This is a genomic window from Litchfieldia alkalitelluris, from assembly GCF_002019645.1.
GTDB classification, from domain to species: Bacteria; Bacillota; Bacilli; order Bacillales; family Bacillaceae_L; genus Litchfieldia; species Litchfieldia alkalitelluris.
In genome coordinates, this window is the sequence record NZ_KV917374.1 from 332561 (window position 1) to 359220 (window position 26660).

The window sequence follows — 26660 nt, forward strand, 5'->3', positions numbered from 1 at the left end:
CCGCGGAAAGCAAGTGGATCGCAGCTCATGGAACTCCACAACCAAATTTATTTTCAGGTTAGACATCCATGCTAAATAAGTATTTCGCACCATGGTGAATGAAAATGTTTCCTCCTCAGTGTGGAATGAGCGGAGAGCCACTTGACTCCTGCGGGATCGAGTGGTCTCGTGAGACCCCACAGGAGCCCGGCCCCTGGCGACGAGGAGGCTCACGGACCACCCCGCGGAAAGCAAGTGGATCGCAGCTCATGGAACTCTCCAACCTAAGTTATTTTCAGGGTAGACATCCATGCTAAATAAGTATTTCGCACCATGGTGAATGAAAATGTTTCCTCCTCAGTGTGGAATGAGCGGAGAGCCACTTGACTCCTGCGGGATCGAGTGATCTCGTGAGACCCCACAGGAGCCCCGCCCCTGGCGACGAGGAGGCTCACGGACCACCCCGCGGAAAGCAAGTGGATCGCAGCTCATGGAACTCTCCAACCTAAGTTATTTTCAGGGTAGACATCTATGCTAATTAAAATTAGCACCATGGAGTATGAAAAATTATACTTAGCTTAGTGTCTAGCTTCAGGGTAGACATCCATACTAATAATATTTTTAGCGGAGTCCATTCACTGAGTAAAATAACTTTTCATAATCACTTGTCTCTATAATAGTAAAAAGACCACTACAAATGTAGTGGTCTAGTATCTCCAATATTTTATGCGCTTTATTAGAAAATTTTATGGCGGAGGAAGAGGGATTCGAACCCCCGCGGGTTTTAACACCCCTGTCGGTTTTCAAGACCGATCCCTTCAGCCGGACTTGGGTATTCCTCCGTTTCGACAAAAATTAATATATCATACAATTATATAGCATGTCAACACTTCTATTAATTTAATTTTTGATAAACATTTTACTAAAAAGATTGATGCTAATTTTACTATTTTTAGATCCACATTGTGACTTCATATAAAAGAGAGTGAACATTGGCATTCACTCTCTTTCCTACTTTTATTTACCGATAACTTCTTTATTCCCCATATATGGACGTAACACTTCTGGAATAACGACAGATCCATCTTCTTGTTGGTAGTTTTCCAAAATAGCTGCCACTGTACGCCCTAGTGCTAATCCAGATCCGTTCAATGTATGAACATGCTCTGGTTTCGCTTTTGGATCACGACGGAAACGAATATTGGCTCTTCTTGCTTGGAATGCTTCAAAGTTGCTACAAGAAGAAATTTCACGGTAGGTCTCGTAACTAGGGATCCAAACTTCAATATCATATTTCTTAGCTGCAGTAAATCCTAGATCAGCGCTACACATACTAAGTACTCGGTATGGGAGATTTAGTAACTGAAGTACCTTCTCAGCATTAGCTGTTAATTTTTCTAACTCATCATAAGAATCTTCTGGCTTAACAAACTTTACTAATTCTACTTTATTGAATTGGTGCTGACGAATCAACCCACGTGTATCACGACCCGCTGATCCAGCCTCAGAACGGAAACAAGCACTAAACGCGGCATAATTAATCGGTAACTCTTCTCCACCAATGATTTCATCACGGTGAAGATTTGTCACAGGAACCTCCGCAGTCGGGATTAAGAAATAATCTTCACTCTCGATACGAAAAGCATCTTCCTCAAACTTTGGCAATTGTCCTGTACCTGTCATACTAGCGCGATTAACCATATATGGTGGAAGAACTTCTTGATAGCCATGTTCATCTACATGGAGATCAAGCATAAAGTTAATTAGTGCTCTTTCTAGTCGTGCACCTAAGCCTTTATAAAAAACAAAGCGACTACCAGTTACTTTACTTGCTCGTTCAAAATCAAGAATTTTCAATTCATCTGCAATATCCCAGTGAGGCTTTGGTTGAAATCCAAAATTCTTAATCTCACCCCACTTGCGAACTTCAACATTATCATCTTCTGATTCACCGATTGGAACACTTTCATGCGGAATATTCGGTATAGAAAGCATTAATGTTTCTAATGTTTCTTCCACTTCTTTTAACTCTGTATCAAGTACTTTTACTTGATCTCCCACTTCTCTCATTTCAGTAATAAGATGGTCAGCATCCTTCTTTTCTCGTTTAAGGACTGCAATCTCAGCTGAAACTTCATTACGTCTACTTTTTAATACTTCTGTTTGAGTAATAAGCTCTCTTCGACGTACATCAAGTTCCTCAAATCTTCCTAGGTCTGTTAAATCTTCACCACGATGTTGAAGTTTTGTTTTTACTTCTTCAAAATTAGCACGTAAATGTTTTACATCTAGCATTTTTTATCCTCCAATCATAATTTAGATTATTAACCTCAAGAAAAACAAAAAACTCCCGTCCCCTAAAAAAGGGACGAGAGTTACCCGCGTTGCCACCCTAGTTGAAGATATGATGATATCTTCCACTCAAAAGAATAACGGTCTTTTTAGCCGAAAAAACTTACTTAACAAATTGTTGTTCCGTTTTTTACTCTAGGATGGATTCACATATATCTTACATCGATTCCCACCAACCATCGACTCTCTTAAGAAAGACTATATGTTACTAGTTCCTATCATCGCGTTCTTATTTATCTTTGTTAAAAATCAATTTTAGTAATTCATAATTTACTACAAGTTTCTCCAAGTTGCAATAGGGTTATACGAGATTCTTTTTTGCTTCCTCAGCCATTTTAACAAAATAGTCAGTTATACGGTGGTCATCGGTTAATTCTGGATGAAAAGAACAACCTAGAAACTGACCATCTCTAGCAGCTACAATACGATCATTATGCTTTGCTAAAACCTCAACATTCTCTCCTGCTTCAACGATATGTGGAGCACGTATAAACACTCCGACAAAATCATCCGCTACATTCGGAATCATTAATTCCGCTTCAAAACTATCTACTTGGCGACCAAAAGAATTTCGTTCAACCGTAATATCCATTAAACCTAAATGTGGTTGATCATAACCAACGATATTTTTGGCAAGGAGTATTAGTCCAGCACATGTCCCGAACATTGGTTTTCCAGTTTCAGCAAATTGTTGTAATGGCTCCATGAAGTCATACTTATCAATAAGCCTTCTCATTGTCGTGCTCTCGCCACCAGGGATAATTAAGCCATCTAGATCCTCTAGCTGGTCCACCTTTTTAACAACAACCGCCTCTGCATCACACGCTTCGATTGATCTTACATGTTCTCTTACTGCACCTTGAAGTCCTAGCACACCTATTTTAACCATGCTCAAGTCTCCTTTTAATAAAACTAGCAACAGAAGCTACATCCTATGGTAGCTTCACAACCTCCTGCGAAGTGCTAGCACTTCTTGTGAGTTGCAAACCGCCCTACGGATGTAAACGGGCTTCTTCCGCCTTATATATTACCAGCCGCGCTCTTGCATACGTTGTTCTGGTAATAATGATGAAATTTCAATTCCTTGCATTGCAGAACCCAGGTTCTTAGATAGTTCAGCAATTAACTTATAGTCTTGGTAATGAGTTGTTGCTTCAACAATGGCACGAGCAAACTTAGCTGGGTTGTCTGATTTAAAGATACCAGATCCAACGAATACGCCATCAGCTCCAAGTTGCATCATTAATGCTGCATCAGCTGGTGTTGCTACTCCACCTGCAGCAAAGTTAACAACTGGCAGACGACCTTCGTTTTTAATTTGAAGTAATAACTCAAATGGTGCTCCTAAGTTTTTTGCTTCAGTCATAAGTTCATCTGTGCTCATACCTACTACCTTACGAATTTGTGCATTTACTTTTCTCATGTGACGAACTGCTTCAACGATGTTTCCTGTTCCAGGCTCACCCTTTGTACGAAGCATGGAAGCACCTTCAGCAATACGACGAGTTGCTTCACCAAGATCACGACATCCACAAACGAATGGTACAGTATAATCACTCTTTAATAAGTGATACTCTTCATCCGCTGGAGTTAACACTTCACTCTCATCAATGTAATCTACTCCAAGCGCTTCTAATATACGTGCTTCAACAATATGTCCGATACGCGCTTTCGCCATAACAGGAATTGACACAGCGTTCATTACTTCTTCAACAATTCGAGGATCTGCCATACGAGAAACTCCACCAGCTGCACGGATGTCTGCTGGTACACGCTCTAATGCCATTACCGCAACTGCACCTGCTTCTTCTGCAATCTTTGCTTGCTCTGCATTAACAACGTCCATAATAACGCCGCCTTTTTGCATTTCAGCCATTCCACGTTTTACTCGCTCAGTACCTGTGTTTACCATTTCTTGTTCCTCCCTATATGTACAAGTCATTTGTATTATTTTACATAAAAACATGTAAGCCTACAATAAATTTTGATTCTTCTAAATAAATGCCTGTCCACTATTTTACCCTAGTTCTTGCAAAATTCCTATTAAAAAATAAGAAAAACACATATGGACTCTATTTTTCAGCAGGTCATATTTTTTCCCTATAAGTGATGGTTATAATTTAGGCAGAAAAGATGTCATTCTACTTAATTCATATTGATTTTAAAAGACCTTTAAAAGCAATATAGTACACGAAAGCAGCCCTCATGCAAAAAAGCCTCCTGCTTATTTTAAGCAGGAAGCCATAATTTAAAACAAACCTTTTATTCCATTTGCTGCACCATTCCAAATATCACTGAAAAACCCACCGATTCCTCTCATCATTAAGACAAACCAATTAGCTTTTTCTACAGCCTGTTCAGTGACTACATTTGATTGTAGTCCTTCATGTCCACCAGCTGTAATGAACCCTAAGTTCAACCCGCCATTTTGTGCCACCTGGAAGGTACCAACCTTTGTTCCTTCTTTAACTGGAGCAGTTAATTGCTCTTCTTCTAAGGATAAAGTTCCAGAATATACTTCCTCTGCATTTTCACCACGTTTAACTAAAACTGTGATTGGTGTAGTAGTGTGAATGGTAACAGAGTCCTCTTTGCCTTTTACAACTGAAACTGTTTCCTGATCTGCAATCTGGTGATTTTTAGGGAAAATTTCCTCAAAGGAGTAATTACCTAGAGCATAGTCCAACATCTTTCTAGTCTCATCAAAACGAGCCTTATAGCTATCGGTTTTTAGAGCGACAGTAATATATCGAACTCCTTCACGTTCAGCTGTCCCTGTAAAACCAAAGCCAGCATAATCCGTAGAACCTGTTTTTATTCCATCAACATCTTGATGCTGATACACTAAACCAGGAAGCATCCAGTTCCAGTTTGACATTTCAATCTCATCATCTGTGCCTTCTCTAAAATTCTTTTTCGGAATACTTGCTGTATCTAAAATCTCAGGAAAGTCCTTCAGAAGGTGATAAGCCAATCTAGCAGTTGCTCTTGCTGTCATCTCATTTTCGTCTTCTGCACCCGTTCCTTCAGGATGCATTCCAATTAAATCACGATTATTCAGTCCGGTTGAATTCACAAACTTGTAATCTTCTAAACCAAGCTCAACAGCTTTATCATTCATCATTTTAACAAAATTCGATTCAGACCCTGCGATAATTTCAGTTAAAGCAATCGTAGCACCATTTGCTGAATAAATTGCCATTGCTTCATATAATTCTTGCACACTATAAGTACCATCAGCACGTAGTGGGACATTCGAAAGAGAACGGTTTTGAGAGATACGGTATACATAATCACTCACATTATATTGTTGATCCCAAGTGACACTTTTATCATGAATAGCTTCTAAAAGTAGGTACTCAGTCATCATTTTTGTCATACTTGCAATTCCTAGTACCTTATCTGCGTTCTTTTCAAATAATATTTTACCTGTTGAAGCCTCTATTAAAATAGCACCCTCAGCTTTTATATCTAGTGAATCTGTTTCCGCATAAACAGAAGTAGAACTATTTATAAATAACGATAGAAATAAGGTTGTTACAAAGCATAAAATTAAGCTTTTTTGTAGAATTTTTTTCACTACTCAAGACCTCCATCTTAGATTAAGGCTCTTTTTTGAAAGATTAATTTCCATTAGATAATATAAGATTAAAGACTTATATTACCTCAAAATAGATTAACCTCTGAAAAAAAGATGCCACCATACCTATTTGAAGTGATATCTATGACTGTCAATAACAACGCAATTTACGAAAGCCAGCTTAGATAAACACAAAAAATATTTTATCACAGTTATCTGCAAAAAAATAGACAGAGTATAACTCTGTCTATTTCCAATTCATACTTAATATGGATATATATAAATTGCTTATGATAAAGAATAGTTTGGTGATTCCTTTGTAATCTGTACATCATGTGGATGACTTTCTCTTAAACCTGCTCCAGTCATGCGAATGAACTGAGTATTTTCTCTAAGTTCATTAATCGTAGCTGTTCCACAGTAGCCCATCCCAGACCTAATTCCACCTACTAATTGATAAAGTGTATCTGATAATGGACCTTTATATGGTAAACGCCCTTCAATTCCCTCTGGAACAAACTTTTTGTTATCTTCTTGGAAATATCGGTCTTTACTTCCTTTTTCCATTGCTCCGACAGATCCCATACCACGATATACTTTGAATCGACGTCCCTGGAAAATCTCTGTTTCCCCTGGACTTTCAGAAACACCTGCAAGTAGGCTTCCTAGCATTACAGCATGTCCACCTGCAGCTAATGCCTTTACGATATCACCAGAGTATTTTATCCCACCATCAGCAATAATAGATACACCATGCTTCATTGCTTCAGTTGCACAATCATATACCGCTGTGATTTGTGGTACTCCAACTCCAGCTACGACACGTGTAGTACATATAGAACCTGGTCCAATCCCAACCTTTACAACACTTGCACCAGCCTCAATTAAATCACGTGTTCCTTCTGCTGTAGCTACATTACCAGCAATAATATTTAAATCTGGGAAAGCTTCACGAATCATACGTACGGTATTTAACACCCCTGCAGAATGACCGTGTGCAGTATCAACAACAATCACATCTACTTGAGATTTAACAAGTTTTTCCACACGTAGCATCGTATCTGAAGTGACACCAACTGCTGCACCTACTAATAATCGTCCTATATCATCTTTAGCAGAATTAGGGAACTCAATCACTTTTTCAATGTCTTTAATGGTGATAAGTCCTTTTAATACACCTTCATTATCAACTAAAGGTAATTTCTCAATTTTATACTTCTGAAGAATTTTTTCAGCTTGATCTAAAGTGGTTCCTACTGGGGCAGTAACTAAATTTTCTTTTGTCATCACGTCTGAGATTAGAATCGAAAAGTCTTGAATGAAGCGAAGGTCTCTGTTTGTTAAAATTCCAACTAATTTTTGTTCTTCTAAGTTGTTAACAATTGGAACACCAGAAATACGATATTTTCCCATTAAATGCTCTGCATCAAATACCTGATGCTCAGGAGTTAAGAAGAATGGATCTGTGATAACACCACTTTCAGAACGCTTTACTTTATCTACCTGCTCTGCCTGTTGCTCAATCGTCATATTCTTATGAATAATTCCTAGACCACCTTGACGAGCCATCGAAATAGCCATTTCAGCTTCTGTAACAGTATCCATTCCTGCACTAACAATTGGAATATTTAGCTTTAATGAATTTGTTAACTGAACTCCTAAATTAACATCCTTTGGTAATACCTCAGACTTTGCTGGCACCAATAGTACATCATCAAACGTTAGACCTTCTTTTGCAAATTTAGTTTCCCACACGGAAAAATCCCCCTTTTTCTTCTCAAAATATTATTAGTAGATTAACAACTGGTTAAACTACTGTCAAGGACAGAATAATATGTTAGATAATTCAAACAATGTCTAATATAACTGGAGGTATGAGTTTGTTAGACCTAAAAAAAATTTGGCAGTCATTTAATGCCTTGCATTCATCAGATACAACACAGCAATTTCTAGTTCGCTGCTATAAACAAATTGGGATTGAAGGAGCAGATAAAAAAGCTTTTGAAAATTGCTATCCTTTTATTTATTATCTTGAACATGGTCAAAACTATTATCAACTCGCTAATCAAGCGCCATTATCCATCAAACCAGTATTACTTTTTTATGGAATGGTCCAATTACTAAAAGCATGCCTACTAACCGTTGACCCACAATATCCAGAGTCAACCTCAGTACTTGCTCACGGTGTATCTACAAGAAAAAGAAAAAAACAAAGCTATGAATTTTTTCAAGATGAAGTAAAAGTACAAAAAAATGGTCTGTTTTCACATTTCTCTGAACGGATGTTTAATGTAAAGTACTTAGAGGGTGAAAAATATACTATGGGAGCACTACTAAAAAAAATGCCTGAAATGAATAATCTTTTTTCTCTTCATTATCAAACAAACGTTAGCACCTTTATTGGAGAGGACGGAACTTCATACCTTACATTTCCTGCAAACATGGCTGACCAGTTTCATATGACACGAAGACGCCTTGCAGACTTTATTTGTGAAGCAATCCCTGCTGAACTTGACAGTGCTAGTTACGAAAAATCAGACGATGATGAGCTTACTTTTAAAATGGTTAATAGCTCTTTATCACCATTAACATGCTCCCCTATCCTTTTTCATCTATACGAAGGGAGTTATTACTTTCCAACCGAAAGAGAGCAAATTACTCCATTCCCAGAAATATTGAGTCATTATTTATTGCTATACAACCTCAGTATGATCTCACGATATGAAACTGAGTGGTGGAGTGAACTTCTTCATTCTTACTCAAGCAATGATTATCCATTTATCCAGCAATTTTTATCACTTACCACTGATAAAGTTCCGTATTTGCTTTACTTGTTTCTAGAAGAAAAGGTTGGGATGAGGTTTTGATAATAGTTCGGTTTTTAATTACATATGAGTCTACCTTGAAAATACTTAGGTCGGAGAGTTTCATTCCCTTACTAATGCCCAAAGCCTAAGAAAGAGAATGAAAAGAGTTGTTTGATTCCCTTTCTCATGCCCAAAGCCCAACAAAGGGAATGAAAGGCACTGTTTGATTCCCTTTCTCATGCAAAAATCCAACAAAGGGAATGAAAGGCATTGTTTGATTCCCTTTCTCATGCCAAAAGCCCAACAAAGGGAATGAAAGGCATTGTTTGATTCCCTTTCTCATGTCAAAAGCCCAACAAAGGGAATGAAAGGCATTGTTTGATTCCCTTTCTCATGCCAAAAGCCCAACAAAGGGAATGAAAGGCATTGTTTGATTCCCTTTCTCATGCCAAAAGCCCAACAAAGGGAATGAAAGGCATTGTTTGATTCCCTTTCTCATGCCAAAAGCCCAACAAAGGGAATGAAAGGCATTGTTTGATTCCCTTTCTCATGCCAAAAGCCCAACAAAGGGAATGAAAGGCATTGTTTGATTCCCTTTCTCATGCCAAAAGCCCAACAAAGGGAATGAAAGGCATTGTTTGATTCCCTTTCTCATGCCAAAAGCCCAACAAAGGGAATGAAAGGCATTGTTTGATTCCCTTTCTCATGCCAAAAGCCTATGAAAGGGAATGAAAGATATTCGAGACCGTGAGACCAGTAGTTGTCTAGTTGCTCTCCCTCCACACTGATGAACAAAACATTTTCATTCTCCATGGTGCTAAATAATTGTTTAGCATGGATGTCTACCCTGAAAAAAGAAATGCGGAAGGCGCTCATTCATCGGCGACAGGCATAAGACGAGCCATCTAGAAGGTTGCTTTTTAACCTTCTAGATAGATTGACTTATGACCCCGAGCCGATAGCACCTGAAGCTAGACACTAAGCTAAGTATAATTTTTCATTTTTTCATACTCTATGGTGCTAATTTTAATTAGCATAGATGTCTACCCTAAAAAATAAAGTTGAATGTGTTTATACATTAACTGAGGTCTACTCTTCTAAAGCAGTTGCGATTAATCTTACTAAGTTCTATTCCATTTGAGTCTTCTATTGACCCATAATTTTAGTAACAACCTACTGCTTCACAAAAATAAAAGACCTATTCAATGAATGGGTCTTTCTTAAGTACCTATCGACGTCTTACTCGTAGTGTTCGTCCCCCAACTACCATCGGTGTATGAATTTAACTTCCGTGTTCGGTAGGCCGCTTGCGATGACCTTCGGATCTCTGCGTCAGAATGCACTCATTCATATGCTAATGCTTATCATACTATCCGCTATTCACTCGCTTGCTTCCTTGATCTCCTCGTTGATATTAAATGCTTTTACATATATCCTTTTTCTGTTAGTACTTATTCTGGGAAGAACCCTACGGTTTAAGGACAAAATAAAAGACCCATTCAATGAATGGGTCTTTCCTAAATGCCTAGCGACGTCCTACTCTCACAGGGGGAGTCCCCCAACTACCATCGGCGCTGAAGAGCTTAACTTCCGTGTTCGGTATGGGAACGGGTGTGACCTCTTCGCCATCATCACTAGACAATAAAGCAACAAATTCTATTATAATGTATTTCATACATTTTGCAATAGGAAATTCATTCCTTCAAAACTAGATAACGTTCAGACATTCATTAATTATTTGGTTAAGTCCTCGATCGATTAGTATCAGTCAGCTACACACGTCACCGCGCTTCCACCTCTGACCTATCAACCTCGTCATCTTCGAGGGATCTTACTAGCTTGCGCTATGGGAAATCTCATCTTGAGGGGGGCTTCATGCTTAGATGCTTTCAGCACTTATCCCGTCCACACATAGCTACCCAGCGATGCCCTTGGCAGAACAACTGGTACACCAGCGGTGTGTCCATCCCGGTCCTCTCGTACTAAGGACAGCTCCTCTCAAATTTCCTACGCCCACGACGGATAGGGACCGAACTGTCTCACGACGTTCTGAACCCAGCTCGCGTACCGCTTTAATGGGCGAACAGCCCAACCCTTGGGACCGACTACAGCCCCAGGATGCGATGAGCCGACATCGAGGTGCCAAACCTCCCCGTCGATGTGGACTCTTGGGGGAGATAAGCCTGTTATCCCCGGGGTAGCTTTTATCCGTTGAGCGATGGCCCTTCCATGCGGAACCACCGGATCACTAAGCCCGACTTTCGTCCCTGCTCGACTTGTAGGTCTCGCAGTCAAGCTCCCTTGTGCCTTTACACTCTACGAATGATTTCCAACCATTCTGAGGGAACCTTTGGGCGCCTCCGTTACATTTTAGGAGGCGACCGCCCCAGTCAAACTGCCCACCTGACACTGTCTCCCATGCCGATTTAGGCATGTGGGTTAGAATTTCAATACAGCCAGGGTAGTATCCCACCGACGCCTCCACCGAAGCTGGCGCTCCGGCTTCTAAGGCTCCTACCTATCCTGTACAAGCTGTACCAAAATTCAATATCAGGCTACAGTAAAGCTCCACGGGGTCTTTCCGTCCTGTCGCGGGTAACCTGCATCTTCACAGGTACTATAATTTCACCGAGTCTCTCGTTGAGACAGTGCCCAGATCGTTACACCTTTCGTGCGGGTCGGAACTTACCCGACAAGGAATTTCGCTACCTTAGGACCGTTATAGTTACGGCCGCCGTTTACTGGGGCTTCGATTCAAAGCTTCTCTTGCGATAACCTCTCCTCTTAACCTTCCAGCACCGGGCAGGTGTCAGCCCCTATACTTCGCCTTGCGGCTTCGCAGAGACCTGTGTTTTTGCTAAACAGTCGCCTGGGCCTATTCACTGCGGCTTATCAGGGCTATTCACCCTAATAAGCACCCCTTCTCCCGAAGTTACGGGGTCATTTTGCCGAGTTCCTTAACGAGAGTTCTCTCGAACACCTTAGGATTCTCTCCTCGCCTACCTGTGTCGGTTTGCGGTACGGGCACCTCTCACCTCGCTAGAGGCTTTTCTTGGCAGTGTGAAATCAGGAACTTCGGTACTTTATTTCCCTCGCCATCACAGCTCAGCCTTAACGATTCGCGGATTTGCCTACGAATCAGCCTTACTGCTTGGACGCGCATATCCAACAGCGCGCTTACCCTATCCTTCTGCGTCCCCCCATTGCTCAAACGGTGAGGAGGTGGTACAGGAATTTCAACCTGTTGTCCATCGCCTACGCCTTTCGGCCTCGGCTTAGGTCCCGACTTACCCTGAGCGGACGAGCCTTCCTCAGGAAACCTTAGGCATACGGTGGAGGGGATTCTCACCCCTCTTTCGCTACTCATACCGGCATTCTCACTTCTAAGCGCTCCACCAGTCCTTCCGGTCTGACTTCACTGCACTTAGAACGCTCTCCTACCATTGTTCTAAAAGAACAATCCACAGCTTCGGTGATACGTTTAGCCCCGGTACATTTTCGGCGCAGAGTCACTCGACCAGTGAGCTATTACGCACTCTTTAAATGGTGGCTGCTTCTAAGCCAACATCCTGGTTGTCTGGGCAACTCCACATCCTTTTCCACTTAACGTATACTTTGGGACCTTAGCTGGTGGTCTGGGCTGTTTCCCTCTTGACTACGGATCTTATCACTCGCAGTCTGACTCCTGAATATAAGTCTTTGGCATTCGGAGTTTGACTGAATTCGGTAACCCGTTGGGGGCCCCTAGTCCAATCAGTGCTCTACCTCCAAGACTCTAAATTCAAGGCTAGCCCTAAAGCTATTTCGGAGAGAACCAGCTATCTCCAAGTTCGATTGGAATTTCTCCGCTACCCACACCTCATCCCCGCACTTTTCAACGTGCGTGGGTTCGGGCCTCCATTCAGTGTTACCTGAACTTCACCCTGGACATGGGTAGATCACCTGGTTTCGGGTCTACAACCACGTACTCATGCGCCCTACTTAAGACTCGCTTTCGCTGCGGCTCCGTCTTATCAACTTAACCTTGCACGTGATCGTAACTCGCCGGTTCATTCTACAAAAGGCACGCCATCACCCTGATATTTTCCGAAGGAAAAATCATAGGGCTCTGACTACTTGTAGGCACACGGTTTCAGGATCTCTTTCACTCCCCTTCCGGGGTGCTTTTCACCTTTCCCTCACGGTACTGGTTCACTATCGGTCACTAGGGAGTATTTAGCCTTGGGAGATGGTCCTCCCTGCTTCCGACGGGATTTCTCGTGTCCCGCCGTACTCAGGATCCACTCTAGAGAGAACGAAGTTTCGACTACAGGGCTGTTACCTTCTGTGGCTGATCTTTCCAGATCACTTCATCTACCTCGTTCTTTTGTAACTCCGTACAGAGTGTCCTACAACCCCAAGAGGCAAGCCTCTTGGTTTGGGCTATTTTCCGTTTCGCTCGCCGCTACTCAGGAAATCGCGTTTGCTTTCTCTTCCTCCGGGTACTTAGATGTTTCAGTTCCCCGGGTTTACCTTCAACTACCCTATGAATTCAGGTAGAGATACTACTCCATTACGAGCAGTGGGTTTCCCCATTCGGAAATCTTCGGATCAAAGCTTACTTACAGCTCCCCGAAGCATATCGGTGTTAGTCCCGTCCTTCATCGGCTCCTAGTGCCAAGGCATCCACCGTGCGCCCTTACTAACTTAACCTAAGTTAAAGTCGTAAAAACTTTACAGTTTATTACTTTGGTTTTAATTCTTAATGAATGTCTTGTTACGTTATCTAGTTTTCAAGGTACGAATTCTAATAGAAGGAAAGTTCCTTCAAAACTGACCACAATAAATCAAGCGTCTTTTTATGAATCTCATAAGAGATTCAGTTTCCTTAGAAAGGAGGTGATCCAGCCGCACCTTCCGATACGGCTACCTTGTTACGACTTCACCCCAATCATCTGTCCCACCTTAGGCGGCTGGCTCCTAGATGAAACAAGTTTCATCTTAGGTTACCCCACCGACTTCGGGTGTTACAAACTCTCGTGGTGTGACGGGCGGTGTGTACAAGGCCCGGGAACGTATTCACCGCGGCATGCTGATCCGCGATTACTAGCGATTCCAGCTTCATGCAGGCGAGTTGCAGCCTGCAATCCGAACTGAGAATGGTTTTATGGGATTCGCTTAACCTCGCGGTTTTGCTGCCCTTTGTACCATCCATTGTAGCACGTGTGTAGCCCAGGTCATAAGGGGCATGATGATTTGACGTCATCCCCACCTTCCTCCGGTTTGTCACCGGCAGTCACCTTAGAGTGCCCAACTGAATGCTGGCAACTAAGATCAAGGGTTGCGCTCGTTGCGGGACTTAACCCAACATCTCACGACACGAGCTGACGACAACCATGCACCACCTGTCACCTTTGTCCCCGAAGGGAAAACTCTATCTCTAGAGCGGTCATAGGGATGTCAAGACCTGGTAAGGTTCTTCGCGTTGCTTCGAATTAAACCACATGCTCCACCGCTTGTGCGGGCCCCCGTCAATTCCTTTGAGTTTCAGTCTTGCGACCGTACTCCCCAGGCGGAGTGCTTAATGCGTTTGCTGCAGCACTAAGGGGCGGAAACCCCCTAACACTTAGCACTCATCGTTTACGGCGTGGACTACCAGGGTATCTAATCCTGTTCGCTCCCCACGCTTTCGCTCCTCAGCGTCAGTTACAGACCAGAGAGTCGCCTTCGCCACTGGTGTTCCTCCACATCTCTACGCATTTCACCGCTACACGTGGAATTCCACTCTCCTCTTCTGCACTCAAGTCTCCCAGTTTCCAATGACCCTCCCCGGTTGAGCCGGGGGCTTTCACATCAGACTTAAAAGACCGCCTGCGAGCGCTTTACGCCCAATAATTCCGGATAACGCTTGCCACCTACGTATTACCGCGGCTGCTGGCACGTAGTTAGCCGTGGCTTTCTGGTTAAGTACCGTCAAGGTACGAGCAGTTACTCTCGTACTTGTTCTTCCTTAACAACAGAACTTTACGACCCGAAGGCCTTCATCGTTCACGCGGCGTTGCTCCGTCAGACTTTCGTCCATTGCGGAAGATTCCCTACTGCTGCCTCCCGTAGGAGTCTGGGCCGTGTCTCAGTCCCAGTGTGGCCGATCACCCTCTCAGGTCGGCTACGCATCGTTGCCTTGGTGAGCCGTTACCTCACCAACTAGCTAATGCGCCGCGGGCCCATCTGTAAGTGATAGCCGAAACCATCTTTTAATAGAGAACCATGAGGTTCTTTATATTATCCGGTATTAGCTCCGGTTTCCCGAAGTTATCCCAGTCTTACAGGCAGGTTGCCCACGTGTTACTCACCCGTCCGCCGCTAATTAAAGGAAGCAAGCTTCCTTTAATCCGCTCGACTTGCATGTATTAGGCACGCCGCCAGCGTTCATCCTGAGCCAGGATCAAACTCTCCAATAAGAGATATTTGATTGCTCAAATAAAAATTTAAAACTAGATTAAACGTTGACGCTTGTTTATTGTGTTCAGTTTTCAAAGAACTTTTTGTGCGCTTTGTTGAAGCGACTTTATTAATATATCACATCTCACTAAATTCCGTCAACACTTTTTAAAATTTATTATTAACTCGTTGTTGACTTGTAGAAGTATATCAATTTTTTCAGATGAATTCAATAGCAATTTTATAAAAAGGAGAATAATCTCCCCTATATTAACCTATTATCTGCTCGATATATAGTTCTTTCCGATTTGATAATTGTATAAGTGAATCATTTACCTCTACCATTGGACGAGTAGGATATTTATCATCTACAAAGATAACCTTACCTATCTGACCATTAGATAGCTTCACTACGGTACCAATCGTTAACCTTGCTACTTCTTGGATTAATACCTGTACAAGTTGCATATCAAATTTGCCGAAAGAACCTTGTGCTACTTCTTCAAGAACTACTAATGGAGCTCTTTTTATGCGGTAGTTTGTGTCACAACACATTGCATGATACACATCTGAAATAGCGACCACTTTACCGAAGGGATGGAGTTTCTCACCTGAAATACCTAATACATATCCAGAACCATCAACCCGCTCATGGTGTTGAAATACAGCCAATTTCACACTATCTTTCAACAAAGATATCTTTTCGATCATTTTATAGCTCAACACAGGGTGTTTTTTAATTTCATTAAATTCAGATGAGTTTAAGGGACCTTTTTTATATAAAATTTTCCGATCAATTTTTGACATTCCACAGTCACTTAGTAATCCTGCAAGTGCTAATTGATTGCAATCCCCTTGGTCATACTGAAGCTTTTTACCTAGATAAGCAGCAATAATACCTACAGCTACCGAATGATGGTATAAGTAGTCTGACTTCGTAGAGAACTGATGTAGGTTCATAATTTCACTTGGTTCTAGAAGTGCTTTTTCTAGTAATGGAATAATTAACTCTCTTACTTTACCTATTTCAACTTGAATTCCAGCCTGCCAATTCATAAATAGTTGCTTGTATTCATTAACAACTTTTAAATACATCTCATAAAAAGAGATAGAATCAAGTTCACTATTGTTATTCTCATTTTTTGTCTCAGGTAAAAAAGCAACACCATTAACTAAAAAGCCTTCTACTTCAACTGCATGAATTAGAAATGCATTTAATATCTCAATAGTCTGTTTGGTCACTACTGTTTTACTAGGAAAGAGAGACTTCGAGGATAAGGAGTTTACATCTTTTGAGAGAATACATCCTTCCTTCAATTGGTTAACTAGTACTTTCATTTTTGTACCCCTTTATTGTGCTAAAAATGATTACGATTTATATGTATTGTTTACTTACAAGATGTATCTATTGGAGGACTAATATCTTTACTAAAGGAAAATCCCTCATTTTACATATTTACAATTATTTTACTAAAAAAAGGAACACTTCTAAAGTGTTCCTTTCATTGTTTATTCATTTTCTTCATCTGAACTTTCGTCTTGGACGATTACTTCAGTATCATTATCTGAACTTTCATCTTGGACGATTTCCTCAGTCTCATTACTTGAGGTTACTTCTACTTCATTGTCTGGAAATTCAGTATCTTCTAGGTCTTCCTCAATTTCTTCTTTTGCTACCTTAGCTACTGTAGCAACAAATTCATTTTCACCTAAGCGAATCAATTTAACCCCTTGTGTGTTACGTCCAAGTTGTGAAATATCTTCAATAGCCATTCTAATTAATACACCTGCACCAGTGATTAACATTAAATCATTTTCAGTTGTAACTGCTTTAACAGCCACCACTTTTCCGTTTTTATCTGTAATATTGGATGTTTTTAATCCTTTACCTCCGCGGCTTTGGACACGATATTCACCTACTGGTGTACGCTTACCGTAACCTTTTTTGGTAACAATTAAGATATCTACGCCTTCTTCAAGTATTTCCATTCCAACAACTTCATCATCTTCACCAAGTGTGATTCCTTTAACACCAGCTGCTGTTCTTCCCATGGATCTTATATCGGTTTCTGGGAAACGAATAAGCATACCATTTTGAGTACCAATGATAATTTCTTTCGTGCCATCAGTTAGCTTGACAGAGATTAGTTCATCTCCTTCACGTAGACCTACTGCAATAAGACCGCTTGTACGAATATTGCCAAACGATGACAAAGGTGATCGTTTTGAAATTCCTTGCTTTGTTGTAAAGAATAAGAACCAATCATCAACAAAATCAGAAACAGGAATGATCGCATTTACCCATTCATCTTTCTCAATTTCTAATAAATTAATAATTGGAATTCCCTTCGCTGTACGACTGTACTCTGGAATTTCATACCCTTTTGTTCTATATACTTTACCTTTGTTTGTAAAGAATAAGATTGTATCATGGGTTGATGTTGTTAATAAATGTTCAACGAAATCATCTTCATTCGTTCCCATTCCCTGGATTCCACGTCCACCACGTTTTTGGCTGCGGTAAGTAGAAACCGGTAATCGTTTAACATACCCTTTGTTTGTTAAAGTAATAACAATATTTTCGCGGGGAATTAAATCTTCATCTTCAATCATTTCAAGTCCACCTGAAACAATCTCCGTACGACGGACGTCATTAAAACGTTCTTTGATTTCAATTAATTCTTCTCGAATGATTTCTAATACCTTTTCCTCATCAGCTAATATAGCTTTCAACTCAGCAATTAAAGCAACAAGACCTTGATATTCTTCTTCAATTTTTTCACGTTCTAACCCTGTTAATCGTTGAAGACGCATATCTAAGATAGCTTGAGCTTGTTTTTCCGAAAGACCAAATCGAGTCATTAAACCTTCTCTTGCTATATCTGTTGTTTGAGAAGCACGGATTAGTGAGATTACCTCATCCAAATGATCTAAGGCAATTCTTAATCCTTCTAAAATATGCGCCCTTGCTTCCGCCTTACGAAGTTCAAATGCTGTTCGACGCTTAATAACTACCTTTTGATGTTCTAAGTAATAGTATAAACATTGTTTTAAATTCAGTACCTTTGGTTGACCATCTACAAGTGCTAGTAGATTGATTCCAAAACTTGTTTGAAGTGCTGTTTGCTTATAGAGATTATTTAAAAGTACATTCGCATTTGCATCCTTACGTACTTCCATCACAATACGCATTCCCTTACGGTCAGACTCGTCTCTTAAGTCTGTAATGCCATCGATTTTTTTATCTCTTACTAATTCAGCAATTTTTTCAATTAACTTAGCTTTATTTACTTGGTAAGGAAGTTCTCGGACAATAATAACTTCTTTTCCATTACTTTTTTCTTCAATTTCTACTTTTGCACGTAAAGTTATCGAACCTCTTCCAGTTTCATATGCTTTACGAATACCACTTCTCCCTAGAATTAATCCAGACGTTGGAAAATCAGGGCCGGGAATTAGCTCCATTAGTTCTGGAATTGTAATTTCTGGGTCTTTACTAACCGCAAGCACCCCATCAATCACTTCACCAAGTTGGTGTGGAGGAATGTTAGTCGCCATTCCAACCGCAATTCCAGCTGCACCATTTACAAGAAGATTAGGGAATCTTGAAGGTAATACGACTGGTTCTCTTTCTGAACCATCATAGTTATCTTGGTAATCAATCGTATCTTTATTAATATCACGAATCAATTCCATTGAAATCTTAGACATACGTGCTTCTGTATAACGCATTGCTGCTGCTGCATCACCATCAACAGATCCAAAGTTTCCGTGGCCATCAACAAGCATGTAGCGATAGTTAAAGTTCTGTGCCATACGTACCATTGTATCGTATACAGCAGAGTCACCATGCGGATGGTACTTACCAATAACTTCACCAACGATACGTGCAGATTTTTTATAAGCTTTATCAGATGTCATTCCTAAGTCATTCATTGCATAAAGAATACGTCGATGAACCGGCTTTAAGCCATCTCTTACGTCTGGAAGTGCACGTGATACGATAACACTCATCGCATAATCCAAAAATGATGCTTTCATTTCCTGACTTATATTAATTTCTGTTACTTGAGAACCTTGTGTCTCAGACATGAATAAACCTCCCTAACTAGGGTAAAAAAGTAAGTTCATTTTCAGGAGAAAATGATTTTGCCCATGATTAATTCTATTAGTAAACATATGTAAAACATGGAGACCTTTTGTAGCTCCCCATGTTAACATTTGCTCAATTTATATATCTAAATTTTTAACGTAAGATGCATTTTCTTCAATGAAATTACGTCTTGGCTCAACCTTGTCACCCATTAACATTTCAAATGTTTCATCTGCTTCAATTGCATCTTGAAGGCTTACTTGTAACATTGATCTTACTTCAGGGTCCATTGTTGTTTCCCATAGCTGCTCTGGATTCATCTCTCCAAGACCCTTATAACGTTGAATTCCTGGTTTTGGTTGACTTGGCAATTGACCTAACACTTCTTCTAACTGTCGGTTATTATAGGCATATTCAACTTTTTTACCTTGCTGAATTTTATATAAAGGTGGCTGTGCAATATAGATATAACCACTTTCAACAATTTGACGCATATAACGATAAAAGAATGTTAACAATAGTGTACGAATATGTGCACCATCGACATCCGCATCTGTCATGATTACGATTTTATGATATCTTGCTTTTGAAATATCAAAATCTTCACCAATACCAGTGCCAAGCGCTGTAATCATTGCACGAATTTCATTATTAGAAAGAATTTTATCAAGACGAGCCTTCTCAACATTTATGATTTTCCCACGTAAAGGTAAAATAGCTTGGAAGTGACGATCACGCCCTTGTTTCGCCGAACCACCCGCTGAGTCACCCTCAACGATATAAATTTCACTAATAGCTGGGTCTTTAGAAGAACAGTCTGCTAATTTACCAGGTAAACTTGAAATTTCTAAAGCGCTTTTTCGTCTAGTTAATTCTCTAGCTTTTTTTGCAGCCATTCTAGCACGTGAGGCCATTAAACCCTTCTCAACTATTTTCTTTGCTACTGAAGGATTTTCTAATAAAAATGACTCGAACTTTTCAGAGAATACTGACTCAGTGACGGTCCTTGCTTCACTGTTGCCTAGTTTCGTTTTTGTTTGCCCTTCAAATTGAGGATCTGGATGCTTAACAGAAATAATAGCAGTAAGCCCTTCACGCACATCGTCCCCAGTTAAATTCGCATCACTTTCTTTAAAAATATGATGCTTACGAGCATAGTCATTTATAATCCTAGTTAAAGCTGTTTTAAATCCAAATTCATGTGTTCCACCTTCGTGTGTATGAATATTATTAGCAAAGGAATAGATATTACTTGTATAACTGTCATTGTATTGCAGAGCAATTTCAATAGCAATTCCCTCACGTTCACCTTCAACAAACACCGGCTCTTCATGAATAACTTCTCTTGTTCGGTTTAAATGCTCAACATAAGATTTAATACCACCTTCATAATGGTATTCCTTACGTTTATTTTCTTCACGTTTGTCTTCAATCGTAATTTTAACTCCACGTGTTAAGAATGCTAACTCTCTTAAACGATTTGCTAAAATATCAAATTCATAAACTAATGTTTCTCGGAATATTTCACTATCAGGAGCGAATCTAATCGTTGTACCTGTTCGATCTGTCTCACCTACAACTCTTAGATCTCCAGCTGGAACACCACGCTCAAATTTCTGATAATGAATTTTTCCATCACGATGTACATATACTTCAAGTACCGTTGATAATGCATTTACAACAGAAGCACCTACACCATGAAGACCACCTGAAACCTTATAACCACCGCCGTCAAACTTTCCTCCAGCATGAAGAACCGTTAAGATTACCTCAACTGCAGGACGACCCATCTTTTCATGGATCCCAACAGGAATCCCGCGCCCGTTATCCATTACAGTTATACTATTATCTTCTTCGATGAATACATTCACTTCATCACAATAACCTGCGAGTGCCTCATCAATACTATTATCAACAATTTCCCATACTAAATGGTGAAGACCTTTTGAGCTTGTTGAACCAATATACATCCCAGGACGTTTTCGAACAGCTTCGAGTCCTTCTAGAACTTGTATCTGGTTTTCATCATATGTTTGTTGATTCACATTTGTTTCGTCGATTGCCATTGCTATATCACCTTCACTCTTTATTGACAAACTATTACTAAGACAGTTTAGCTAAATAACATCTTCTTCTAGGGTTGAATCTATGTCTAAAGGAAGCTGTGCACGTTTTTTTAACGTATTTGAAGATAATGGAGAAAAATAAATTTGGTTGATCGTTACAACAACTGATTTGTATTCTGTTTTCGTTAATTCAACAATCTGCCCAGCTTGTTTTTCAAAAAATTCATCAACAACGGAGTCGCGGTCTAAAATTGCAACCACATCTTTTGAATGTATGATTACATTCTCTCCTAAGTGAATGAACATGTCCATCACCTCATTTTAGCTTTGTCATTTGACCTGCAGTAACGTTGTAAGTAGCTGCTTGCTTTAATGTTTCATGATTAATTCCTTCAACACTTGTGGTGGTTACAAAGGTTTGTACCTTCCCTTGAATTGTATTTAATAAATGTGATTGCCTATAATCGTCTAATTCAGACAAAACATCATCTAGTAAAAGTATGGGGTATTCTCTTATTTCTGAGTGGATTAATTCGATTTCTGCTAATTTTAACGAAAGTGCAGTTGTCCGTTGTTGTCCTTGTGATCCAAATGTCTGTACATCCCTTCCATTGACAAAAAATGATAGATCATCTCTATGAGGACCCGCTAAGGTCACACCCCGTTCAATTTCACGTTCTTTTATTTTAGCAAACTTTTCTTCATATACTTCTATCATTTTCGACAAATCTATACTTTCTGATACATCAACAGAAGGATTATATTGAATTTTAAGCGTTTCTAGACCTCTACTTATGCCATGATGAATGGGTTCAGCCCAATTTTGCAGTAGTCTAAGAAACTCGAAACGTTTGAAGACGATCTTTGTAGCCATTTCAATTAATTGATAGGTCAGTACATCTAGCATCGTTTTATCTTTTTGTTTTTTTGTTTGGAGCTGCTTTAAATAGTGATTACGCTGCTGAAGAATTTTATGATACTGACTTAAGTCATGCAAATACACAGCAGATACTTGGCCAATTTCCATATCGATAAATCGTCTTCGTATTTGCGGACTACCTTTTACTAGATTTAGATCTTCAGGTGCGAACATGACAATATTCATACTACCGATATATTGACTTAACTTAGGTTGTTCTAGCTGATTGACCTTGGCCCTTTTACCTTTTTTAGATAAAACTAGCTGTAAAGAAAGAGGACCATTACGTTTTTGAAGCCTACCTTCTATTTTACCATATTCTTCGTCCCAACGAATAAGATCTTTATCATTTGATGTTCGATGGGATTTTGCCATAGCTAAAACATAGATCGATTCCATCACATTGGTCTTACCTTGAGCATTTTCACCTAGTATCACATTCACTTTGTTTTCAAAGCTTATGGATAAATTAGGGTAATTTCGATAATTAGTTAATTTTATATCTTCAATATACAAAGGGATTCACCCGCTTTTTATAAATCTTGGACGAACCAAGACGAAAGGCAAATAAACTCATTTTATTCCTGAGCAGATTTGCCTTAAGCTTATTATGTCTATCATACCTTATTTCGTGAGTTTTTCGTTAAGATTTAATTTTAAATTTACCAAACTCAGGTATTGCAATTACATCTCCATCAACTAGTTTCTTTCCTCGTCGGTTTTCAGCTTCCCCGTTAACGAAGATTTGATGTTCTTCTAAAAACCACTTTGCCATCCCACCTGTTGAGATAACATCTGCTAATTTAAGAAATTGTCCTAGTGTTATATATTCAGTGGAAATGGTTATTTCTTTAGCCAAGAAAATCACTACCTTTCTTATTTTACTAAAACGGATGGATCATGAAGGATGTTTTATAAAAAGGCTCAAAATCGCTTATAAAATATTATTTCCTAATCACATTTAAAGATGTGAGATATCTTAGTGTAAAAGAAATTTCGACACAAAAAGAAATAGTAAATACTTTAGAAGCTGGCAGCTAAAACATCTATTTAAAGATCACCAAGAGAAAAGAAAGCTACTAGGAACTTTTTGCCTAGTAGCAGAAATAAGTGAAAACATTAAGCTAGATTGCCTAAAAAGTTCTTACTGGAAGAATCAGTTGTAAAATTGAGTCATCATGTAGTGGACGGATAATAAATGGTCTCATAGCTCCAGTAAAATTCACTCTAATATCAGTTCCTTCAAGTGCTTTTAGTGCATCCATCATATATTTTGCACTAAACGAAATTTTTAGTTCTTCTCCGTCAATTGTCTCTGATTGAATTTCTTCAATTACTTTTCCAATCTCAGGAGAATTTGATGATACTTCAATAACACTATCCGGCATTGTTGATAATTTAACAACATTGTTACGTCCTTCTTTTGCTAGTAGTGATGCACGGTCAATTGCTTGCAAGAAAAGTTTAGTAGATACAACGACTTCTGTTTTACTTTCATTTGGAATTAAACGTGTTGTATCAGGATAATTCCCATCTAATAAACGTGAGAAAAATAATAAATGTTTTGTTTTAAAGAGAACTTGGTTTTCTGTAATGACAATATCAACTAACTCAGTATTATCATCTAAGATTTTACTTAACTCTGTAAGGCTTTTTCCAGGAATAACGACATTATAGCTATCCAATATTTCAGATTCAACCTTTGCTTTTCTCAAAGCAAGTCGATGACTATCTGTTGCAATACAGGTTAGTTCGTTATTTTGAACGCTCCAGTTTACACCTGTCAAGATAGGTCTAGTTTCAGATGTAGATACAGCAAAAACAGTTTGTCTAATCATATTTTTGAGTAAGTCAGTAGAAATTTTAAAAGCATTACTTTCTTCAATTTGAGGTAATTGAGGATATTCTTCTGCATCTAGACCATTTAAATTAAACTCAGCTCTGCCTGATCGAATTAGCGTCAAAAATTGATTTTGAACTTCAATTTCTACTGTATCGTTAGGTAGTTTCTTAACAATCTCACTAAAGAAGCGTGCTTGAAGCACGATGCTTCCTGTTTTCTTGATTTCAACAATCTCACTTCCATCTTCCTCAGCTGGAATAAATGATTCAATAGAAATATCAGAATCACTACCAGTTAATGTAACTCCTTCTTCAGTAGCAACAATTTTAATACCAGTTAGAATTGGAATAGTTGTTCTAGAAGATACTGCTTTCATAACATCTTGAACACTTTGAACGAGATGATCTCTAAGAATGATAAATTTCATGTCAAAATCCTCCTGTAAAAAAAACGTACGATTTATGATTTTCATACGCATAATAATTAATTAAAAGAATAAAAAAAGTAATAGAAGTAATAGTAGGGCCTGTTAGTATGTGGATAAGTCAATAAACGTAAAGGAAATACAGTCTATCCACATGTGGATAGACTGTGTATAAGAAGAGTAAAGTTATCAACATTATCCAGTGCTAAGCTTCTACCCGAGTTAACCTTTTAATAATGAGTTTATTTCTTTTAGTTGTTTTTGTAGCTGTGAATCAGTTTGCAACATCTTAGATATTTTTTCATGTGCGTGAATCACCGTGGTATGGTCTCTTCCACCAAATTCCTCACCGATTTTAGGGAGAGAAAAGTCTGTTAGTTCACGAGCTAAATACATAGCAATTTGTCTAGGAAAAGCGACTGATTTTGTTCGTTTTTTTGCTTTAAAATCTTCGAGCTTTACGCTATAGTGTTGTCCAACCATTTTTTGGATCTCAAAAATGGTAATTACTCTTGGCTTAGAGCTAGGAATTATATCCTTTAATGCTTCAGCAGCTAAATCTGCATTAATATCTTTATTTATTAAAGAAGAATAGGCGACTACACGAATGAGTGCCCCTTCTAACTCACGAATATTTGTATCAATTTGATTTGCTATATATAGCATGACTTCATTTGGTATATCTAAACCTTCCGCCTTTGCCTTCTTTCGTAAAATAGCAATCCGTGTCTCCAGATCTGGCGGTGTAATATCAGTAATTAATCCCCATTCAAAGCGCGATCTTAACCTGTCTTCTAAAGTAGGAATTTCCTTTGGTGGTCGATCACTGGAAATAACAATTTGCTTGCTTTCTTCGTGAAGGGTATTAAAAGTATGGAAAAATTCTTCTTGTGTTTGTTCTTTACCTGCTAAGAATTGAATATCATCTATTAGTAAGACATCCACACTTCGATATTTATTTCTAAAATCGACAGCTTTATTATCTCGAATAGAATTGATAAATTCATTTGTAAATTTCTCTGAAGATAAATAAACAACCTTTGCTCCTGGATTGTGGTCTATCACATAATGTCCAATTGCGTGCATTAAGTGAGTTTTACCAAGACCTACACCTCCATAAATAAAGAGAGGATTATATGCTTTTGCTGGAGCTTCCGCCACGGCTAAAGAAGCAGCATGAGCAAAACGATTACCAGAACCAATAACAAAGGTATCGAATGTGTATTTTGGATTTAGCATATTTTGCTGCAGTTCTATTGGATCTTCTTGTTTTAAGATCTTTTTTTCAGGAGCTTTAAATTCAAATTCTTCTTCTAGCTGGTTTTGAGGAATAATAAATTTAATACTTAATTCTTCACCTGTTAAGTCATAAATCGTCTCGGCGATAAGATGTAAGTACCTTGATTCAAGCCAATCACGTGCGAATTCATTAGGTGCTGTGATAATTAGGGTATCATTTTGAAGTGCATGGGCTTTAGTTGACTTTAGCCATGTTTCAAAGCTTGGTTTGCTTAACTTCTTTTCTATTTCGGTCAATGCCTTGGACCATAAATCAGCAATATTCTCCAAAAAATTTCCCTCCTTTAATGTAGATTAGCTGAAATTTCTATTATGTTTAAGTTTTGTATAACGTCGAATAAGCCGAATGTATACATCTTAATAAAAATACAATCAGTATAAAATGTGAATAAAATATATTATAGTAGTAAAACGTCTTTTCGACATAATTCACATATTGTGGACAAATCTCTATTCACAACACTGGAAAAGTGTCCACATCTTATCCACACTCTGTGGATAAGAAAATTTGTGGATAAAGTTATAAAGAGTGAAAACACAAATATAATATCAAATATTCCCTAGTAAATCAATGGTTTTTAATAAGTTATCCACAATTACTACACCTTGTGGAAAAAAGATTTCCACAATACTATATGATGTGTGAAGGTTGTCGATAACTTGTGGGGATGGAGATTTTTGTCGAATAAAGTTGTCCACAGCTAGAAAAACTAATGATTTATAAAAAAGGGACAAGCTTTTATTTAGGGTTTGTTTAATGAGGTGTCTCTATTAGTTTTCCTCAAACTAAAAATAAGAGAAATTGTCCAGAAGATACGAACGAGGATCTTTTTGTTGGTTTATAACTATTTCTTGTAAATAAATTAGGCAATATATCA

At 39.0% G+C, this 26660-nt stretch carries 14 protein-coding genes, 1 tRNA gene, 3 rRNA genes and 1 other annotated feature; of the genes, 1 reads left to right on the forward strand and 17 read right to left on the reverse strand.

Annotated elements, in window-relative coordinates; all coding sequences use genetic code 11:
• Window positions 1-728: 728 nt before the first annotated feature.
• From BK579_RS01730 to guaB, 6 genes are all read right to left on the reverse strand, one after another.
• Window positions 729-821, reverse strand: a tRNA-Ser gene (locus BK579_RS01730).
• A 175-nt stretch (window positions 822-996) separates the two neighbouring features.
• Complete coding sequence (serS, locus tag BK579_RS01735; RefSeq protein ID WP_078543238.1) at window positions 997-2274, reverse strand: serine--tRNA ligase; 1278 nt, start codon at window positions 2272-2274, stop codon at window positions 997-999.
• A gap of 66 nt (window positions 2275-2340) precedes the next feature.
• Window positions 2341-2562, reverse strand: a binding site (T-box leader).
• A gap of 70 nt (window positions 2563-2632) precedes the next feature.
• On the reverse strand, window positions 2633-3220 hold the full coding sequence (gene pdxT / locus BK579_RS01740; protein ID WP_078543239.1) for a pyridoxal 5'-phosphate synthase glutaminase subunit PdxT: 588 nt from the start codon (window positions 3218-3220) through the stop codon (window positions 2633-2635).
• A 138-nt stretch (window positions 3221-3358) separates the two neighbouring features.
• Window positions 3359-4243, reverse strand: a complete 885-nt coding sequence (pdxS, locus tag BK579_RS01745; protein ID WP_078543240.1) for a pyridoxal 5'-phosphate synthase lyase subunit PdxS — start codon at window positions 4241-4243, stop codon at window positions 3359-3361.
• A gap of 336 nt (window positions 4244-4579) precedes the next feature.
• Complete coding sequence (locus BK579_RS01750) at window positions 4580-5911, reverse strand: serine hydrolase (protein ID WP_078543241.1); 1332 nt, start codon at window positions 5909-5911, stop codon at window positions 4580-4582.
• A 288-nt stretch (window positions 5912-6199) separates the two neighbouring features.
• Window positions 6200-7666: an IMP dehydrogenase gene (gene guaB, locus BK579_RS01755; RefSeq protein ID WP_078543242.1), complete on the reverse strand. Its 1467-nt coding sequence runs from the start codon at window positions 7664-7666 to the stop codon at window positions 6200-6202.
• A gap of 125 nt (window positions 7667-7791) precedes the next feature.
• Here guaB and BK579_RS01760 point away from each other — a divergent pair, with 125 nt between their 5' ends.
• Window positions 7792-8778, forward strand: a complete 987-nt coding sequence (locus BK579_RS01760; protein ID WP_235848309.1) for a YaaC family protein — start codon at window positions 7792-7794, stop codon at window positions 8776-8778.
• A 1463-nt stretch (window positions 8779-10241) separates the two neighbouring features.
• On the opposite strand, the gene rrf is transcribed toward BK579_RS01760, so the two are convergent.
• From rrf to dnaA, 11 genes are all read right to left on the reverse strand, one after another.
• Window positions 10242-10357, reverse strand: a 5S ribosomal RNA gene (rrf, locus tag BK579_RS01765).
• Between the two features lie 99 nt (window positions 10358-10456).
• Window positions 10457-13410: ribosomal RNA gene (locus BK579_RS01770) — 23S ribosomal RNA — on the reverse strand.
• Between the two features lie 179 nt (window positions 13411-13589).
• Window positions 13590-15158: ribosomal RNA gene (locus tag BK579_RS01775) — 16S ribosomal RNA — on the reverse strand.
• Together the 16S, 23S and 5S rRNA genes form the textbook arrangement of a ribosomal RNA operon.
• 250 nt (window positions 15159-15408) lie before the next feature.
• Window positions 15409-16476: an HD-GYP domain-containing protein gene (locus tag BK579_RS01780; protein ID WP_078543244.1), complete on the reverse strand. Its 1068-nt coding sequence runs from the start codon at window positions 16474-16476 to the stop codon at window positions 15409-15411.
• 171 nt (window positions 16477-16647) lie between these two features.
• On the reverse strand, window positions 16648-19230 hold the full coding sequence (gene gyrA, locus BK579_RS01785) for a DNA gyrase subunit A (RefSeq protein WP_078543245.1): 2583 nt from the start codon (window positions 19228-19230) through the stop codon (window positions 16648-16650).
• Window positions 19231-19368: 138 nt separating this feature from the next.
• Entirely contained in the window at window positions 19369-21297 is a 1929-nt protein-coding gene (gyrB, locus tag BK579_RS01790) for a DNA topoisomerase (ATP-hydrolyzing) subunit B (protein ID WP_169891034.1), read from the reverse strand.
• Window positions 21298-21348: 51 nt separating this feature from the next.
• Window positions 21349-21603 (reverse strand): extracellular matrix regulator RemB, encoded by a 255-nt coding sequence (remB, locus tag BK579_RS01795; RefSeq protein WP_078543246.1) that lies wholly within the window; start codon window positions 21601-21603, stop codon window positions 21349-21351.
• A gap of 10 nt (window positions 21604-21613) precedes the next feature.
• A complete protein-coding gene (gene recF / locus BK579_RS01800; protein ID WP_078543247.1) occupies window positions 21614-22732 on the reverse strand; it encodes a DNA replication/repair protein RecF in 1119 nt (372 codons plus the stop codon).
• A gap of 127 nt (window positions 22733-22859) precedes the next feature.
• Window positions 22860-23075, reverse strand: coding sequence for a S4 domain-containing protein YaaA (gene yaaA, locus BK579_RS01805; protein WP_078543248.1), 216 nt, complete (start codon window positions 23073-23075; stop codon window positions 22860-22862).
• Between the two features lie 274 nt (window positions 23076-23349).
• The gene (gene dnaN, locus BK579_RS01810) at window positions 23350-24486 is read right to left on the reverse strand and encodes a DNA polymerase III subunit beta (protein ID WP_078543249.1); all 1137 of its coding nucleotides are present in this window, start codon (window positions 24484-24486) and stop codon (window positions 23350-23352) included.
• 219 nt (window positions 24487-24705) lie between these two features.
• Window positions 24706-26052, reverse strand: coding sequence for a chromosomal replication initiator protein DnaA (dnaA, locus tag BK579_RS01815; RefSeq protein WP_078543250.1), 1347 nt, complete (start codon window positions 26050-26052; stop codon window positions 24706-24708).
• Window positions 26053-26660 lie beyond the last annotated feature (608 nt).

Coding starts and splice junctions, on each gene's coding strand:
- remB (WP_078543246.1), bottom strand. CDS start 21,603: ATGTTCATTCACTTAGGAGAGAATGTAATCATACATTCAAAAGATGTG.
- dnaN (WP_078543249.1), bottom strand. CDS start 24,486: ATGAAATTTATCATTCTTAGAGATCATCTCGTTCAAAGTGTTCAAGAT.
- serS (WP_078543238.1), bottom strand. CDS start 2,274: ATGCTAGATGTAAAACATTTACGTGCTAATTTTGAAGAAGTAAAAACA.
- pdxT (WP_078543239.1), bottom strand. CDS start 3,220: ATGGTTAAAATAGGTGTGCTAGGACTTCAAGGTGCAGTAAGAGAACAT.
- BK579_RS01780 (WP_078543244.1), bottom strand. CDS start 16,476: ATGAAAGTACTAGTTAACCAATTGAAGGAAGGATGTATTCTCTCAAAA.
- gyrA (WP_078543245.1), bottom strand. CDS start 19,230: ATGTCTGAGACACAAGGTTCTCAAGTAACAGAAATTAATATAAGTCAG.
- pdxS (WP_078543240.1), bottom strand. CDS start 4,243: ATGGTAAACACAGGTACTGAGCGAGTAAAACGTGGAATGGCTGAAATG.
- gyrB (WP_169891034.1), bottom strand. CDS start 21,297: ATGGCAATCGACGAAACAAATGTGAATCAACAAACATATGATGAAAAC.